This window comes from Suicoccus acidiformans, assembly GCF_003546865.1.
Taxonomy (GTDB): Bacteria; Bacillota; Bacilli; order Lactobacillales; family Aerococcaceae; genus Suicoccus; species Suicoccus acidiformans.
Genome location: NZ_CP023434.1, coordinates 1,649,137 through 1,667,034, shown reverse-complemented (window position 1 = coordinate 1,667,034; position 17,898 = coordinate 1,649,137). Strand labels below are relative to the sequence as shown.

Sequence of the window (17,898 nt, the reverse complement as noted above, 5' to 3'; positions counted from 1 at the left end):
GGAATTCATGACAGAAACAGCACCAATACGATACGAATTAATTAAAGAAGAGAAGCACACAGGTGCTCGGTTAGGCATCCTTCATACCCCACATGGAAGCTTTGAGACGCCCATGTATATGCCTGTGGGTACGCTTGCGACTGTCAAGGGCTTATCACCTGAAGAATTAAAAGCAATGGGTGCCGGGGTTATCTTGAGTAATACCTATCATCTCTGGTTGCGACCGGGCGAGGATATTGTCGAAGAGGCCGGTGGCCTACATCAATTTATGAATTGGGATCAGGGAGTTCTGACCGACTCGGGCGGTTTTCAAGTCTTTTCCTTAAGTGACACCCGCAAAATCACTGAAGAAGGCGTTAAATTTAAGAGTCATATTGACGGAAGCGACTTGTTCCTCACGCCTGAGAAATCAATTCAAATTCAAAATGCACTCGGTGCGGATATTATTATGAGTTTCGACGAATGTCCAGACTTTAACCATACTTATGACTATGTAAAGCAATCCATTCACCGAACTACGCGCTGGGCTGAGCGGGGACTTAAGGCTCATCAGAAGGCCAATCAACAAGCACTTTTCGGTATTGTGCAAGGTGCTGGGTATAAGGATTTACGTCTTCAACATGCGCGCGATATGGTGTCCTTAGATTTCCCAGGTTATTCGATTGGCGGACTTTCGGTTGGAGAGTCGAAAGAAGAGATGAATGATGTGATGGACTATCTCTTGCCTGAATTGCCAGCGAATAAACCGCGTTACTTAATGGGCGTCGGGTCACCAGATTCATTAATCGACGGCGCAATTCGCGGGGTAGATATGTTTGACTGTGTGCTTGCAACGCGGATTGCTCGTAACGGAACTTGTATGACGAGTTCGGGTCGTTTAGTGGTAAAGAATGCGACATACGCTCGAGATTTTCGACCGATTGATGAACATTGCCAATGTTATACTTGCCAGAACTATACCCGCGCTTATGTGCGTCATCTCTTCAAAGCGGATGAAATTTTCGGTTTACGTTTAGCATCCATTCATAATGTTTATTTCTTATTGGAATTGATGCGGCAAGTGCGTCAAGCGATTCGGGAAGATAATCTTCTTGAGTTCCGGGAGGCATTCTTTGAGGCTTATGGCTATAATAAGCCGAACGCACGCGCTTTCTAATTTTGGATAGAAATCTTGACTTATTCGTGTTACACTAGACAAGTATCAAAACAATAAGGAGTGGAAATGTGGAATTTATTGTCAGTTTATTGCCTTTAATCGTTATGATGGGGATTATGTATTTCTTAATGATTCGTCCTCAAAAGCAGCAAGCGGTAGCAAAGCAGAATATGTTGGATAATATGAAGCCAGGTGATTCGGTAATCACCATTGGTGGGTTGCATGGAATCGTTGATGAGGTTAGTCAAAGCAGCAATACAGTTGTTATTGATTGTGAAGGTGTTTACTTAACCTTTAATTTGAACGCCATTGCAACAGTTACACAAGGTGGAAATATTATCGACCGCCAGGAAGAAATTGAAGCAGCGAATGAAATCGCTGAAGAAAACTACGAAGCTGAACTTCGGGATGAAACCGACGACAACTTATAAGCATTAAAGTAAGAGCTTAGGCCTATTATTAGGGCCTAGGCTTTTTGAATACGGAGGATTCTGTAAGCTTTGCTATTTGGTGGTTCTTTGGTATAATTAAGGAACAAATGTTCTTGAAAGGAGAGGCTTAGTTGGAATATGGCATGCTTAAATTTGAAGAACCAGTGCCAGATATATCACGCAAAATTCTGCATATCGATATGGACGCATTCTATGCCAGTATTGAAGTGCGGGATAATCCGGCTTTACAAGGCAAACCGGTGGTCATTGCCAAGCATCCGCGTTTGACAGGCGGGCGGGGAATTGTGGCGACGTGTAATTATGAAGCACGGAAATTCGGTATTCATTCGGCGATGAGTGCCCAGGAAGCTTATAAGCGCTGTCCTAAAGCTATATTTATTTCCGGGAGGCACGACCATTACCGGGCGGTATCTCAAGAAATTCGCCAAATATTCCATCAGTATACGGACTTAGTCGAGCCCCTATCCTTGGATGAAGCATACTTGGACGTCACACAGAATCGTTTGAACCTTCCTAGTGGCACGATTATTGGGCAGATGATTCAGCGGGATATTTACCAGAAGACGCATTTAACCAGTTCGGTTGGGGTGTCCTATAATAAGTTTATTGCCAAATTGGCTTCAGACTATCAGAAACCTCATGGTTTAACCGTTGTTGAACCAAAGGATGCTCAGGCCTTTCTTTGGGCCATGGATATTAAAGATTTCTATGGAGTCGGGAAGAAGTCCTTGCCGCACTTTCATGCCTTAGGGATTTATACGGGTGAAGATTTGTATCATACGTCGCTAGATACGCTAATGAAGCATTTCGGCAAGATGGGTTATTCTCTGTATTTCAAAGTAAGAGGCATTCACAACCAACCTGTACAAGTGGACCGGGAGCGCAAATCAGTGGGGGCTGAGAATACCTTCAGCCACTTTCTTAATCAAGAAGCAGATGTTCTTGAACAGCTGCGCAAGTTAACCGAGAAAGTTGTGCGACGGTTAGGGCAACTCGAATTGCAGGCGCATACGGTCACGCTTAAAATTCGTTACGAAAGCTTTGAAACCTATACCCGTCAAGTGCAGTCGAGCCAGCCTTTAACCCAATTTGAGCAATGTTACGCCTTAGTGGAAGGCTTATGGCACGAGCATGGGTCACTTGAGCAAAGCGTCCGCTTACTGGGCGTCTCTTTGTCTAATTTCGATGACCCGGAATTTCTGCCAATTCAACTAGATCTCTCGTAAATCTGGCTTAAAAGCTTAATAAACCGCTTAGGGTTTGCTATAATGAGCTTATATCTTTTGCCAAAGTTAGCCAGCTTTGGACATGTTGACTTTATAAGAGGGTAGGAATGATGGAGATGACGAGTAAACAAAGGCAAGTGATTCATTACATTGAATCCTTACCTATCGGAGAGAAGATTTCGGTTAGATCAATAGCACAAAAGCTGAATATGAGTGATGGAACAGCTTATCGGGGAATCAAGGCAGCTGAGGAGGAAGGCCTGGTGACGACCATAGACCGGGTCGGGACGATTCGAATCGAGAAACGCAAGGTAGAGGCTTCGGACTTGCTAACTTACCGAGAAGTGGCACGAATGGTTGATGGTCAAGTCCTTGGTGGAGAAGCTGGCCTTGACCGTCAATTGAACAAATTTATTATTGGTGCAATGACGGAAGATGCGATTCAGAAGTACTTAAGTCCCAATACCTTAATGATTGTCGGCAATCGCCAATCCGTTCAAAGGCAAGCGCTGGAGAATAATATTGCTGTATTGGTTACTGGGGGTTTTGGAGCCGATCAAGCGGCCATTCGTTTAGCAGATGAGAAGCAACTGCCCATTATTTCAACGGTGTATGATACTTTTGCTGTTGCAACAATGATTAACCGTTCTATCCTTAACCAAGAAATTCAACGGGATATTGTGACAGTCGACGAGATTTATACGCCCATTGAGAAGACAGTTTTTCTAGAGCCGACTGATACGGTGGCTTCCTTCCATCACTTAGCTAAAGACACAGGCCTATCGCGCTTTCCGGTTCAATCCAACCAAAGGGCTGTCGGTGTGGTTACAGCGAAAGATTTGATGGGCTACAATGAAGACACCTTAATCGAGCGGGTGATGACGAAGGAATTAGTTACAGTCCATCCTCATATGAGTATTGCAACCGTATCGCACCGAATGATTTGGGAAGATATCGAGATGTTGCCGGTCGTCTCTTTAGATTATCGCTTGTTGGGCGTTGTATCCCGCCAAGACGTGATGCGCGCCATGCAATCGGTGAATCAGCAGCCACAGAATGTAAATACCTTTGAAGACGAGATGATGGTTTTTCTAGAGGACTTCCCAATTAATCCGCATCGAACGCGTCAAGAGTACGACTATAAATTGACTGTACAACCGCAAATGATTAATAATTTGGGAACTATCTCCTACGGGGTACTCACTGAAATCATTAGCCAAGCAGCCAGTCGCAAAATTGCGGATATGACGAGCATGAACCCGATGATTGAGAAGATTGACTTGCATTATTTCAATTTTATTCAAATTGGTAATGAATTACAAATTGCGGTGGACATATTTAACCAAACGAGACGATCAGCTTTAATTGAAGTCGATGTTTACCATGAAAATCGTCTTTCTGTTAAAGCCATTATCACCTGCCAGCTCATTGAACAGAAATAGAACGAGGTAAACATATGTATTTAAAGCAAGCAGATGCAGAGAAACTTTATCAACTGATTGAAGCAAATTCGCAAATCATTATTCACAGGCATCAGCGTCCCGATCCGGATGCTATTGGTTCTCAACTCGGCTTAAAGACTTTAATTCAAGAACGCTTCCCTAACAAGAAGGTATTAGCCGCTGGCTCTACCAGTCAAGGACTGAAGTGGTTAGGGAAGATGGATAATGTGACGGAAGCCGATTATGAAGGTGCTTTAGTTATTGTTACAGACACAGCCAATCAACCCCGCATCGATGGGCATCATTACAATAAAGGCGCTCACTTAGTTAAGATAGACCATCACCCACCGGTTGATCAATATGGAGATTTACAAATAGTCTACCCTGAAGCTAGCTCAACCTGTGAGATTATTGCTGAAATAAGCCGGGTTTTAGCCGATGAATTACCCATGAGTGCCAATACAGCCCGCTTACTTTATGCTGGTTTAATTGGTGATACTGGACGTTTCTTACATGATTCGACCACACCGTTAACGTTTGAGGTGGCTAGCCGTCTTGCGCAAACTGGCATTAATTTATTTGAAATTAGTGATCACTTCTGCACGATGACGTTGAATCAGGCGAAGTTTCAAGCTTATGTCTTAGAGCAATTACAGGTTTCTCAAGCAGGGGTAGGTCAAGTCATGATTACCCAAGACATTCTCAGCCAATTTCAATTAACAGAAGAGCAGACCAATGCGATTACAGGCTTACCTGGGACGATTGAGGGTATCGATGCCTGGATTATTATCATTGAGCAGAATGTATCCCAAGGTGAAGCTTGGCGTTGTCGATTACGCTCCAAAGGCCCAATTATTAACACAGTTGCGGCTCAATTTGGCGGCGGAGGCCATCCGAAAGCTAGTGGGGTAAATATCCACTCCCGGGAGAATTTAGCTAAACTTTTAACAGAAATGGACAAAGCGACTACAAGCTATCGGGCTGAACAAGCTCCCTCATCATAATAAAGAAACCGCCCCTACCAAGTTGTAGGTGCGGTTTTTAGCCTATAAATCGCTATACCAGTACGCTTTAGGATTGTGGCGCTGAATCAGTTCATCAGCATGCTCGGGTCCTAAGCTTTTGGCTGGATAGTTCGGGAAATTTGGGGCAGGCATGTTTGCCCATAATTTATGAATTCGGTCTACGAACTTCCACTGGTGGACGACTTCTTGATAGTGATTGAATGAATCCGCGTATCCGAGAATACAGTCATGAATTAAGCGTTCGTAATCACCTGGCATATTATCTAATGCTTCTTCGGAATATTGATAGCTAAGAGGGATTTGTACGGGTTTCTTTTGGAAATCATGGGCTGATGTATTCATAGCGATATAGTAGCCCGTATTAGGCTCTAATTGAATTTGCAAGCGGTTGGGTTCTTCTGTGTCTTCGCTCTTGAATACGACGTCAATCGTTGTGAATTTATGGGACATTCTTTTACCTGAGCGAACGAAGAAAGGAACACCTTCCCATTCCGGCATCTCAACGTCGATTTGGGCAGCGAAATATGTTTCAGTGGAAGAATCTTCTGCAACATTCATCTCAGAGCGGTAAGCAGGGAGTTCACCATCGGCACTTTGGCCATATTGACCCCGAATAGTATGTTTCCGCATATCATCTGCATCTTCGTATAGTCGTAAGTGGCTTAAAACTTCGATCTTATGGGCACGCAGACTATCAGCCGTTGTATCGACAGGTTTACGCATGGCGACTAGGGCAAGTAGTTGTAGGATGTGGTTTTGTAACATATCTTTGGTTACGCCGCTCGTTTCATAATAATCTCCACGGGCTTCGACACCTACCGCTTCGGCCAGGGTAATTTGGAAGTGATCGATATACGTCTTGTTCCATAAAGCTTCAAGAGGTGTATTACCAAAGCGCACGTCAGCAAGGGCGTGCACTAAAGATTTGCCTAAATAATGATCGATACGGTAAATTTGGCTTTCATCAAAGGCATGATTTAGCTTAGCTTGCAATTCCTTAGCAGAATCTGAATTCGACCCAAAAGGCTTTTCGATAATGAGTCGGTTATAGCCTTGGTCGGTGAGTAGATTTTGCTCTTTTAAATTCTGGGTAATGACGGGGAAGAGGGCTGGTGACAGGGAAATATAGAAGATGCGATTACCCTGAGTGTCATACTTCGCTTCCAATTCCGTAGCTAACTTACGCAAGGAGTCGTAGTGATCTTGGTCGTGAACATTGTGTGGTTGATAGTAGAAGTGCGAAACAAATTCTTCCGCATGACTTTGATCTTCTACCGCATCGTTGATACTATCTAAGACTACTTGGCGGAAGTATTCATTTGACCATTCTCTACGAGCCGTTCCAATAAGAGCGAAATGTTCGCAAATATGCCCTTTCTTATATAATTGATAAATTGCGGGGTATAATTTACGAGCAGCGAGGTCTCCTGTAGCCCCGAATAGCGTTATAATTAACCTTTGTTTTTCCATTGTATACCTCCAATCATAACAAGCACTATTATACACGAATCAAGGAAAGGTGACAATTTAATTAGAAAATACTTATCTAAATTCTCATTTAACCTTGTTTGTCAAGAAACGCAATAACCAGTATAATAGTATCGTATTATAGGAAGGAAGTGATTCCATGAAGTTTACTGAGCTGCCCTTAGCTCCATTTATTCAAGATAGTTTGCAAGCGTTAAATTTTAATGAGTTAACCGAAGTGCAAGAGGCCGTTATTCCTGCCGCCTTAAAAGGCCGTGATTTAATTGTCCAATCTCAGACAGGTTCCGGGAAAAGCCATAGTTTCCTTTTGCCTCTTATTGAACGAATTGATCCGTCTATTCAAGAAGTTCAAGGGGTTATCACGGCTCCGAGTCGAGAATTGGCCGAGCAATTGTATCAAGCTTGCCGGCAAATAACCGAGCAGTCTCCCCAGCCAATTCAGGTGGTTAATTATATTGGTGGAACCGATAAAGCCCGTCAAATTAATCGATTACAGGGCAGTGGTCAACCACATATTGTAATTGGAACACCGGGACGGATTTTCGATTTGATGCGTGAGAATGCGCTGTGGGTGCAAACGACGCGTATGTTGGTTATTGATGAAGCAGATATGACATTCGATTTAGGGTTTCTATCCATCGTTGATGAGATTGCTTCGCGCATGCCCGAGAATTTACAAATGATGGCATTCTCAGCTACCATTCCTCAAGAGGTTGATGTCTTCTTGCGTAAGTATATGAATCAACCCATGGAAATTGAAATTGAAGCGAAAGAAGTGATCTCGAATACGATTACTAATTACTTATTAAATACGAAAGGTCGCGACCGGAAAGCTTTAACCTATCAATTGCTTACCATGGGGAACCCATACCTCGCCTTAGTTTTTACCAATACGAAGCAGTATGCTGACGAAGTGAGCCAATATTTAAAAGAACAAGGCCTGAAAGTTGCTACCATCCATGGCGATGTTTCACCACGTGAGCGGAAACGACTCATGCGTCAAATTCGTAATTTAGAATTCCAGTATGTCGTAGCTACGGATTTAGCTGCGCGAGGCATTGATATTCCAGGCATATCTTTGGTTATTAATACAGAACTGCCGAAGGAATTAGAGTTTTTCGTTCACCGTGTCGGACGAACTGGGCGCAATCAACTGGAAGGAACGGCGATTACCTTTATTACTCCCGATGATGATGAAGTTATTTCTACTTTAGAAGATAAGGGCATCCAATTCCAAACGGTGGAATTACGTCAAGGGGAACTGGTTGAAGTAGAACATCGTCATCGCCGCAAGCAAAGGCAAGCGCAAGCAAATGATGATCCGGTTATTCGTGGTATGATTAAACGTAATCAGAAACGCAAAGTTAAACCAGGTTATAAGAAGAAGCTAAACCGAGAAATTCAAAGCTATAAACGCCAAGAAGCTCGTCGTAAGCAAAATCAACAAAGGTGGGCTAAGAAGAAAGCAAATCGCGAAAAATATAAAGGACGTTAATAAAAACCAGTTCATCGAACATGATATGCTCCCCCTAAAGTAGACACTTAAAAAAGTAAATCTACTTAAGGGGGAGCTTTATGCGTTCAAACAGAAAATATTCAGATAGTGAACTAGAGAAATATATTCGTTTATATTTAGAGGACGGTATATCCTACAGAACGTTGAGAGAAGAATATGGACTACTTTTATCCAAGCAAACGTTTTCTAATTACGTCACTAAATATAGAAGCCATGGCTATTCTGGTATCCAAACTAAGACCTCCAATAATCATTACAGTCATGACTTCAAGTTAGCTGTTGTTGAAGAGTATCTTGATCATCAAGAACCTATCAGACAACTCGCTCTAAAATACAATATACCTTCCCACAGCACTGTAAAAAACTGGATTATCAAGTATACTAAAGGAGAAGAAAATAAGGACGTTGTTCCTAAACCCGAGGTGTATACAATGAAAAGCCAGAAGAAAACACAAGAAGAAAAAATTGAGATTGTCAAAGATTATCTAGAGACCGGGATGTCCTATAGAGAAACTGCTGAGAAATACGCCGTATCCTACAACAATGTCTATTCATGGGTCCAGAAGTATCAAAAACATGGGCCAGATGGCCTGATAGATGGCAGAGGCCGAAGAAAGCCAGAAAGCATTCAAACAGAAGAAGAGAAGCTTAGAACAGAAATGGCTGCTTTAAAAGTTCGTAATGAGTATTTAGAAACGGAGAACGCTGCCTTAAAAAAATTGCAAGAAGTGGAAAGAGAGTTGATGTTACAAGAACAAAATACCAAGCGGAATTCAAGGCGATTGAGAAACTTAAGCAAGAAGGATATAAAATAACCTATCTGTGCGAGGCTCTGGGAGTCAGCCGTTCGGCATACTATAAATGGTTAAAACGCGAACCATCGCCCTCCCAGTTGCGCCTAGAATGGCTAATGGAACAAATCCAAGAAGTCTATGACAACTATAATGGGATTTATGGTTATCGTCGGATAACCATCTATCTTAATTATTATAAAGACGCTAAGGTCAATCATAAGTGTGTTTATCGCTTAATGAAACTCCTGGGACTGCAAGCGGTCATCCGATGCAAACGATACCAGTATAAACCAAGCAAGCCCCAACATGTGGCTGACAATGTGTTGGATCGCCAATTTGATGAGGATTATGAACCTAGACAAGTGCTTTTGACAGATATTACCGAATTTAAATATGGGGAAAATTGCAAGGCTTATTTGAGCGCCATCTTAGATTATGGGGACAACAAAATCATTGCCCACAAGCTATCGAAGCGTAACAATAATCAGTTGGTCGAAGATACAGTTGTCCAAATTGAGGATGAAATCATTTCTGGCGAAACCCTGTTTCATAGTGATCGAGGGTTCCAATATACTTCTTACTTCTTTAAAAAATTTGTGGATGAGCATGGATTAATCCAAAGTATGTCAAGAGTTGGAAAGTGTATAGATAATGGGCCGATGGAGAACTTCTGGGGCATTATAAAGGTTGAGATGTACCGACTGAATACTTATGACAGTTTTGAAGCACTCGAAGCAGATATTGCACGCTATATTGATTTCTACAATAATGAGCGAGTGACTTTAGCTATGGGGCTCAAAATTCCAGTATAAGAAAAACCATGCGAGAACACTCACGCATGGCACAAAATAATTTGTTTATTTGCCTGTCTACTTGACAGGGGGCAGTTCAACAAGGATGGACTGGTTTTTGAATTGGGGTTAATTTTTGAGACTTTGAATGGGTGCTGGGATGCGACCACCACGTCGGATGAACGTATCAGCTTTCTTGGTTTCCAAAGGCATGACGGGAGCTTTACCGAACAGACCACCGAAGTTTAATTCACCATCATCAGGTACACCAACTGCTGGAATTAGACGGACGGCGGTTGTCTTTGAGTTAATCATGCCAATCATCGCTTCATCGGCGATGATAGCTGATATAGTCTCAGGCGAGGTTTCACCCGGGATGACAATCATGTCTAGGCCGACAGAACAAACGGCTGTCATAGCCGTTAGAGTATTGAGTTTAAGGGTGCCACTTTCTGCTGCGGCGATCATGCCGGCATCTTCTGAAACAGGAATGAAAGCACCAGAGAGTCCGCCAACATGCGAAGAAGCCATGACGCCACCTTTCTTAACTGCATCGTTTAAAAGACCAAGTGTGGCAATGGTGCCGTGGGTTCCTACTTCTTCCAAGCCCATTTCTTCCAGAATGTAGGCTACGGAATCTCCTGCAGCTGGCGTTGGCGCCAAGGAAATATCAACAATACCGAAAGGCACATTCAGTCGTTTAGCCGCTTCAGTTCCAATCAATTGTCCCGTACGGGTAATCTTGAAGGCAGTCTTCTTGATAATTTCACTGATCTCATTAATGGGGGCGTCTTTGGGAGCCTGGCCCACGGCTGAGCGAACGACTCCAGGGCCAGAGACACCGACGTTTATGACACAATCTGGTTCGCCCGCTCCGTGGAAAGCACCGGCCATGAACGGGTTATCTTCCACGGCATTACAGAAGACGACAAGCTTAGAGGCACCGACGCATTGGCGGTCTTGAGTAAGTTCAGCTGCCTTGCGAATCACTTGGCCCATCTCTATAACTGCGTCCATATTAATTCCAGCTCGCGTTGAACCGATATTGACCGAAGCACATACCCGCTCAGTTTGAGCGAGAGCTTCAGGAATTGAGTCAATGAGTGCATCTTCAGCAGGTGAACTTCCCTTATGAACGAGCGCCGTATAACCTCCAATATAATTGACACCTATGGTCTTAGCTGCCTTATCCAATGCTTCTGCGTACCGAATAGGGTCGCCGCCTGAAGCAGCAAGCAGCTGGGAGATAGGAGAGACTGCAATCCGCTTATTAACGATAGGGATTCCGTACTCCCGTTCTAATTGTTCACCCACTTCAACTAATCGGCCAGCCTTGGTCGTTACTTTGTCATACACTTTCTTACAGCTTGCCTCAATATCACTATCTGCACAGTCCGTAAGGGATATACCCATGGTAATTGTGCGAATATCAAGGTCTTGATCTTGGATCATTTGGACCGTTTCTAATATTTCCTGATGTTCAAACATAGTTTACTCCTTAAATGCGATGCATCGCATCAAAAATTGCTTCATTCATGACATGGACGCTTAATGATGGTAAAGCTTCAATAACTTCTTGTTGAAAAGCTTCAAATGGCACACTCAAATCAGAGATATTAACTAACATGGTCATCGTAAAGTATTCTTGCACAATGGATTGATCGATATTTTCAATATTTACTTGATGCATCTGGCAAATGGAACTAACCTTCGCGATAATTCCTACTTGGTCGACACCAATGACGGTAATAACAGCTCTCATCTTTTCTCCTCCAAAATAATTGATACCTCCTTTATAACCTATTTTGAAAGCCTTGTCTATTGAAATCAAAAATAAAACTCAAAGTTCTACTCGGATTAGCGAACTTTGAGTTTCATTGTTTGAAGATGGCTTTATTTATGCTGGGTATCATCACTATCATCTTCGTCATTCTGCTCATCTGTATCTTTTAATGAATCTTCTCGATCCAGAGAATCAACCTCTTTGATATTCATATGCCGCATGATTTGCTGAATAAAGCGCGTGTGATTGCGGAAGGTAAAAAACATCAAAAGAATGGTGATAAAGGAAATGACGGTATAGGATAAGTAAATACCTGGGATAAAGAAATTGACTAGTTCGATTAAGATAATTGGGACAAAGGATATAATGACACTTAATTTGATACGATTTTTCAAAGGAATTCGGCGTGTCATGCTTAAGTTGAATAGTCCTGCGATAACCGCAATGAGAAACATTTGGACCCAATACGATATATATTGACTTAAATAAAGTGAACCAAAGAAGGCAATACTTAATTGTGCTTTATGTTGATTTAAAGCTTGAAGCGGAAAGGCCAAGGCTTCGTCATTAGCAAAGAGAATGTCGTATTCAAACACAGGCTGGATTATATCACCGCTACCCATAAAGGCATTGTTCTTAAATAAGTATAAACTTAAGATGCTGTTAGCTTGGATACGCTCTTCTTGAGCTGGGGTTAGTGGAACAGAGCGACTATTGGTCGCCTCAATCGTTGGATCAATAACGAGTTGGAAGGTATCTGACTGATAGTACAGAGGTTTACTTCCTTCGGCTAAGTTAAGCTCGCCACCTTCATAGGTAAAATCAGGCAGATAAGTCTCAGCTTGGCTAATATCATGGACCAGGCTATTTAAGGGTCCTTGATATAAGCGGAATAATCCAATCGTCATAAATAATACAGCTAAAAGGGAAAGCAGCAAGATATGTCTCCCTTTTACTTTAAAGGCTTCAATGTAATACCGAGGATTTTGTAAGCCCATGATTAATATGTTGCGGGTGTATTTCACGTACATCGTCCTTTGTTCTTAGTTATCTTCATATTGTAAAGAATTTGCTTTAGCTTTGCAAGTTTTCGCTATCTTGCTTAGCGTCTTGACGTTTAAGATAAATAACTTGTCCAATAAGAAGCAATACACCAAGTACTGAAAGACCCGAACCAATCAGAATGGATTTAGGGCGGTAGGCTAGCTCAATCGTATTCTCGCCGGCTGAAACAGGTACAGCTAGTAAGGTGTCGCTTAAAGCGGCAACACTTTCAGCTTTCTGTCCGTTGACTTTCACTTGCCAGTTCTTATCATAAGGGATAGTAAAGAGTACATAACTTTGGGGCAAATGCGTATGAATACGCCCTCGAATAGCATCGGCTTGAAAATGCTCTATTTCGAATTGAGCATTGGCCCGCTTGGCAACGAGTTCTTGGTAACGCTCTTCATCGAAGCGATACAAGTAAATAAGATTAGCCTTCAGTTCATCTTCCTTCACTTGCATGGAAAGGGTATGTTCGCCTGGAGTCTGATAACTTGCATTGGTTATTTGTCGTCTACGATAAGGTGTGTAGAAACGGTAACGCTTATGGTCTAAATTAAGGTAGACCTTATCCTTGTTCAATTGACTTGGCAAGGTGAAATAATAAGGGGCATCTGTCGTCGTATAATGGAAATGAACCCAAGCATCGTCTTCACCCGTGGCTTGATTTTGGTAAGTGTAGTAATCTCCGTCTCCTTTATCGGTCACTTCAACCTTATCGTATTCCACTTCGTCGAAGGCTACTTTGGTAAAGTAGGGTTCGCCAGTGCCATCATAATCAAGCAGCCGCAGTAAGGTTTCTTGGTTTTGGATGGCTTGATGGCGGTGGAAACTAGCACTTGCTAATTCAGGGCTTACCTCCATGCCCAAGCCAAAGCGTTCAGGATTCTCATACATCCAGAAGCGATCTTCTTGCCGAACAAGGGTATGGGCTTGCATATCTAAATCGGTGCCTTCTTGGTATAAAAGATACTCATCTTCAGCGGTATGGGCTTCAGTATCGGGACTAACGTCTAATAAGTAACGAATATTAAAGAAGTCATCCGTAAACATGGTTCCATTGGTATACACAGCAAAGCCATTACCATCTGGGAGACCTAAGTAGCCATATAATTCCGGAATATGAGCCTCGATGGTTGAACCGAAATGATCCATGCCGTCATAATGTTCATAAAAGGCTTCGTTCTTAGTGCGCATGAAGGTTTTGTGAATTCGGTAGAAATCGTTCGGGTCTTCTTGGCGAACGGGTTCAACTGCAGCAGCTAGTACCGATGTATAATCGCGGAATTTAGCTTGATTAACGTAATTCAATTCACCGAGGATGAAGATACTGTTAATGGATAATTCAACCGCAACAATAGCTAAGATAAACCATTGTCTAGCATTTTCATGCATGAGATTAAATTGCAAGACGACCAGGAGCATTGCAAAGAACAAGACACTTAAGAGAATCTTCCAGTCATTGAGAAATTCATAGTCTGGTTTGTAAAAGTAATGGAATGCAAATAAACCAAAGCCGATTAGAATTGGAACCAATAATTTAATCGAATATTGAGCAGGGCGGTGAATATAAGCTTTAATAGCCAGAACAATACAGAAAAAGCTCGTAGTGAACGAGAAACGGAAATGATACCAAATTGGAAACTGTCCTCCGTGCCATAGGCGGTCGAGCAATTCATAGCGGAAGGAAAGGAAATAAATACCGAAAATTAAGCCAGCCATGATTTTCTCAGATTTCTTGATCGAACGGTTGGCGAAGAACAGAATGACTAGGAGTAAGACGAGCATCCCTGCATATAGATTAGGTGATCCGGAAGACATTTCATCGAAATTGAAACTGCCAATAAAGAGCTTGGATAGCATGTCTTGTAAGCTATGGGCGACTTCAGCCGATAAATTAACTTCGAAATACTCCCCCTTATTCTTGCTAATCGACATAATCGTTGGAATCAAAGAGATGCATGCGATGAGGCAAGCTATAATAGAATCTTTGATAAACCAGCAATACTGCTTGGCTGTTTCTTTCCAGTTAAAGCTCCTTTGCTGTTCAATTATGACAAAAAGTGCATAAAAGCTCAGGAATAAGCAAATCATATAACCAATATAGTAATTGCTCACCATCATCAAGGCCAAACTTAAAACATAGAGTAAGCTTTTATGCTGCGTTAAACTCCGCTCGAGTCCTAAAGCAATTAAAGGTAATAGAACGAGGCCATCGAGCCACATAATATTTAACATGTAGACCATGACGTAACTCATCATCGCATAACTTATGCTGAAGGTAAGCGCCATTGGCGTGTTGAGTTTATATTTCGAGCGGGCGAAATACATGAAGCTTAAGCTACTGGCAACAAGCTTCAAATAAGTGAGTAGAGTTACCGCAATATCAAAGTTCCCTTCGTTGAAGAAGAGCAGGATAATATTAAAGGGGCTGAGTAGGTAATAAGCCCAAAGGCCAATCATCTCCCCGCCAAGGGCCTTCTCGAAGCTATATAGCAACATACCTGGTTCATGGGTAAGTGTCTCTTTATACAGGCTAAAGAAATCAATGTACTGTTGCCCTAAGTCCACGGTGAGCATGGTTTCTGAACCGAAGGGAACGAACTCATAGACGATTGCCAAGAGTAGAAACATGACCGAAACGAGCAACATATTATATGCATAAGGTTTAAATTTAGACCACATTACAAGTAATACTCCTTATTCTAATACTTATTCCCATTAAGGCTTGATGAGGTTAATCCTTCTGGAAACGTATGAAAATCCCTGTTTCTATAGGCCAACAAACCTTAATAAACATAAGTATAAAAATCATTTACCCCTTCATGATAGCAAATGTCGCCTATAAGTTCACGGAATTCACGAATTTTTCATGCTTTTACCACTAGAAAACTTTGAGTTATGACGTGAGATTTGCTACAATTGTGGCTAGGTTTGTTACTAAAGTTAGTTGGAAGAAATGAGTGACATAATGGCAAATGTAAATTTTAGAAAAAAACCGAAAAAGTCCCATATTCCAAGACGATTGAATTTAATATTTCTCGTCTGCTTTCTATTATTTGCGGCTTTATTTGTCCGCTTAGGCTACTTACAGCTTTATAATGGAGAGAACTTTGTCAATATGGTGCAAAGAACGGAGTCGACTTTATCAACCGGTTCGGTTCCGCGGGGGATGATCTACGATAGCCAAGGTCGTGTTCTCGTCGGTAATCGCCCAGAATTAGCTATCTTATATACACGTGCGAAAGACTCGCAAGTAGCAGCCGACGATATTCTCGACGTGGCAACTGAACTTGCTTCACTCATCACAATGCCTATCACTTCACTGACTGAGCGAGAGATGAAGGATTATTTCCTGGTGAAGAATGAAGGTTTGGTTAATAGTCGCTTAACTGAGGAAGAGCTGTTGTTACCGGGTAATGAATTGTATGCAGTACAACTGGAATATATTACCGAAGATGACTTGCAATTTAGCGATGCAGAGAAAGAAGTTATCGCCCTCTTTAACAAGATGAACGGAGCCTATGCACTGTCGACCGTATCTGTCAAAAACCAGAACGTTACCCAAGACGAAGTGGCTCGTGTAAGTGAGAATTTAGCCACGTTACCCGGGGTAAGTATTGGCACTGATTGGCAACGGACCTATCCTCAAGGAGATATGCTGAGATCGATTCTAGGCCAAGTCTCTACAGAACAAAGGGGTCTACCAAGTGAAGAAGCCGATAAATTATTGCAAAGAGGTTATGCAATGAATGATCGGGTAGGAATTAGCTACTTGGAGAAGCAATATGAAGATGCTTTGCGGGGAACGAAAGCCCAGTACAATATTATTACCAGTACGACCGATGATGTCGTCGAGAACCATCAATTATACAAAGGCTCTAAAGGCGATAACTTGATGATGACGATTGATTCTGAATTCCAAGCGAGACTCGATGAGATTGCCACCAATGCACTACAGAGCATGGGTGCAGACCAAGGACTGAATGACCGCGTGTATATTGTGGCTATGAACCCTAAAAATGGGGATATCTTAGGTATCACCGGGAAACGCTACGAATATAACGAAGCGACGGATTCTTATGATACGTTGAATATTGTCGATGATACGCTTGGTGCCATTAACACAAGCTACGGGATGGGCTCCAGTATTAAGCCAGCCTTGGTTGCGACCGGATACATGGAAGATGTCATCTCCTTAGATAATAATGTAATTATCGATGAGCCCCTGAAATTCCAAGCTTCCCAAGAAAAGACCTCGGCCTTTAACCGAACAGGGCGTATGGCAATTGATGATATTGAAGCCTTGCAGAAATCCTCGAACATTTATATGATTGAATTGGCCATGCGGATTGGTGGCCAAACATCCCATGAACCCGATGGTCCTTTATTAATTCGTGACGATACGATTAATATTATCCGGGGACATTTAGCTGAATTCGGTCTAGGTACTAGAACAGGCATAGACATCCCGAATGAATCGGAAGGGTTCAGCCCAGAAAGTGATCAGCTCGTTAACGGCCTCGACTTATCTTATGGACAGTTCGACTTGTACACCCCGCTTCAAATGGCACAGTATGTTTCGACGGTGGCAAACGGAGGAATCCGCTATTCACCGCGTTTGGTCAAAGAAATTCGCGGTACAGATGCCAATGGGGATCTCGGTGGTATAAAGACAATGATTCAGCCGAACGTCATGAATGTCATACCTTTGGAGAAGGGTGAAATGGAACGGATTCATGAAGGAATGCGTCAAGTATCTCATACGTCAGATGGAACAGCCCGCTACTTCTTTATGAATTATCCGATTACTGTTGGTTCCAAGACAGGGACAACGGAAGCCTTTTATGCAGGACCTATCCGGTATGCGTCCAATCAACCTGTTACCAACGCAACTTATGTCGGTTTTGCACCGTATGACGATCCAGAAATTGCGATTTCTGTTGTCGTACCATACTTAAACGAAACCTCATGGGGGCGGGAAAGTATCCGTATTGCCCATGAAGTGATGAATGCTTATTTCGAACTGAAAGCTGACACACGTGACCAAGTTTTAAGTTATGAAGAAAGCTTCACCGAGCAGAATTAATCAGTAGTTAACTAATTTAATAAACAGCAAAAGCATCCAAGCAACTAAGATAGAGGTTTGCCTGGATGCTTTTCTGTTGTGCGTAGATTATT

At 42.4% G+C, this 17,898-nt stretch carries 14 protein-coding genes; 9 read left to right on the top strand and 5 right to left on the bottom strand.

Annotated elements, in window-relative coordinates; genetic code table 11:
• Positions 1–7 precede the first annotated feature (7 nt).
• The 5 genes from tgt (at position 8) to CL176_RS07810 (ending at position 5,280) form a co-directional block, all read left to right on the top strand.
• Positions 8–1,156 (top strand): tRNA guanosine(34) transglycosylase Tgt, encoded by a 1,149-nt coding sequence (gene tgt / locus CL176_RS07830; RefSeq protein WP_118990804.1) that lies wholly within the window; start codon positions 8–10, stop codon positions 1,154–1,156.
• 68 nt (positions 1,157–1,224) lie between these two features.
• Entirely contained in the window at positions 1,225–1,587 is a 363-nt protein-coding gene (yajC, locus tag CL176_RS07825; RefSeq protein WP_118990803.1) for a preprotein translocase subunit YajC, read from the top strand.
• A 143-nt stretch (positions 1,588–1,730) separates the two neighbouring features.
• Positions 1,731–2,834: a DNA polymerase IV gene (dinB, locus tag CL176_RS07820; protein WP_118991599.1), complete on the top strand. Its 1,104-nt coding sequence runs from the start codon at positions 1,731–1,733 to the stop codon at positions 2,832–2,834.
• A 107-nt stretch (positions 2,835–2,941) separates the two neighbouring features.
• On the top strand, positions 2,942–4,276 hold the full coding sequence (locus CL176_RS07815; RefSeq protein WP_338053748.1) for a DRTGG domain-containing protein: 1,335 nt from the start codon (positions 2,942–2,944) through the stop codon (positions 4,274–4,276).
• A gap of 14 nt (positions 4,277–4,290) precedes the next feature.
• Positions 4,291–5,280 carry a DHH family phosphoesterase gene (locus CL176_RS07810; protein ID WP_118990802.1) on the top strand — a complete coding sequence of 330 codons (990 nt, stop codon included), beginning with the start codon at positions 4,291–4,293 and terminating at the stop codon, positions 5,278–5,280.
• Between the two features lie 42 nt (positions 5,281–5,322).
• Here CL176_RS07810 and zwf read toward each other — a convergent pair whose 3' ends face one another.
• Positions 5,323–6,771 carry a glucose-6-phosphate dehydrogenase gene (gene zwf / locus CL176_RS07805; RefSeq protein ID WP_118990801.1) on the bottom strand — a complete coding sequence of 483 codons (1,449 nt, stop codon included), beginning with the start codon at positions 6,769–6,771 and terminating at the stop codon, positions 5,323–5,325.
• A 157-nt stretch (positions 6,772–6,928) separates the two neighbouring features.
• On the opposite strand from zwf, the gene CL176_RS07800 reads away from it, so the two are divergent.
• The 3 genes from CL176_RS07800 (at position 6,929) to CL176_RS07790 (ending at position 9,911) form a co-directional block, all read left to right on the top strand.
• On the top strand, positions 6,929–8,284 hold the full coding sequence (locus tag CL176_RS07800; protein WP_118990800.1) for a DEAD/DEAH box helicase: 1,356 nt from the start codon (positions 6,929–6,931) through the stop codon (positions 8,282–8,284).
• 80 nt (positions 8,285–8,364) lie between these two features.
• Positions 8,365–9,120 (top strand): helix-turn-helix domain-containing protein, encoded by a 756-nt coding sequence (locus CL176_RS07795; protein WP_118990799.1) that lies wholly within the window; start codon positions 8,365–8,367, stop codon positions 9,118–9,120.
• A complete protein-coding gene (locus CL176_RS07790; protein ID WP_118990798.1) occupies positions 9,024–9,911 on the top strand; it encodes an IS3 family transposase in 888 nt (295 codons plus the stop codon). Before CL176_RS07795 ends, CL176_RS07790 begins: the two co-directional genes overlap by 97 nt.
• Positions 9,912–10,019: 108 nt before the next feature.
• Here CL176_RS07790 and CL176_RS07785 read toward each other — a convergent pair whose 3' ends face one another.
• From CL176_RS07785 to CL176_RS07770, 4 genes are all read right to left on the bottom strand, one after another.
• Positions 10,020–11,378, bottom strand: coding sequence for a PFL family protein (locus tag CL176_RS07785; RefSeq protein ID WP_118990797.1), 1,359 nt, complete (start codon positions 11,376–11,378; stop codon positions 10,020–10,022).
• Positions 11,379–11,388: 10 nt separating this feature from the next.
• Positions 11,389–11,652 (bottom strand): ACT domain-containing protein, encoded by a 264-nt coding sequence (locus CL176_RS07780; protein ID WP_118990796.1) that lies wholly within the window; start codon positions 11,650–11,652, stop codon positions 11,389–11,391.
• Positions 11,653–11,783: 131 nt separating this feature from the next.
• Positions 11,784–12,698: a DUF1189 family protein gene (locus CL176_RS07775; RefSeq protein WP_162890894.1), complete on the bottom strand. Its 915-nt coding sequence runs from the start codon at positions 12,696–12,698 to the stop codon at positions 11,784–11,786.
• 49 nt (positions 12,699–12,747) lie between these two features.
• Positions 12,748–15,402 (bottom strand): YfhO family protein, encoded by a 2,655-nt coding sequence (locus CL176_RS07770; protein ID WP_118990794.1) that lies wholly within the window; start codon positions 15,400–15,402, stop codon positions 12,748–12,750.
• Between the two features lie 286 nt (positions 15,403–15,688).
• On the opposite strand from CL176_RS07770, the gene CL176_RS07765 reads away from it, so the two are divergent.
• Positions 15,689–17,806 (top strand): peptidoglycan D,D-transpeptidase FtsI family protein, encoded by a 2,118-nt coding sequence (locus CL176_RS07765; RefSeq protein WP_118990793.1) that lies wholly within the window; start codon positions 15,689–15,691, stop codon positions 17,804–17,806.
• Positions 17,807–17,898 lie beyond the last annotated feature (92 nt).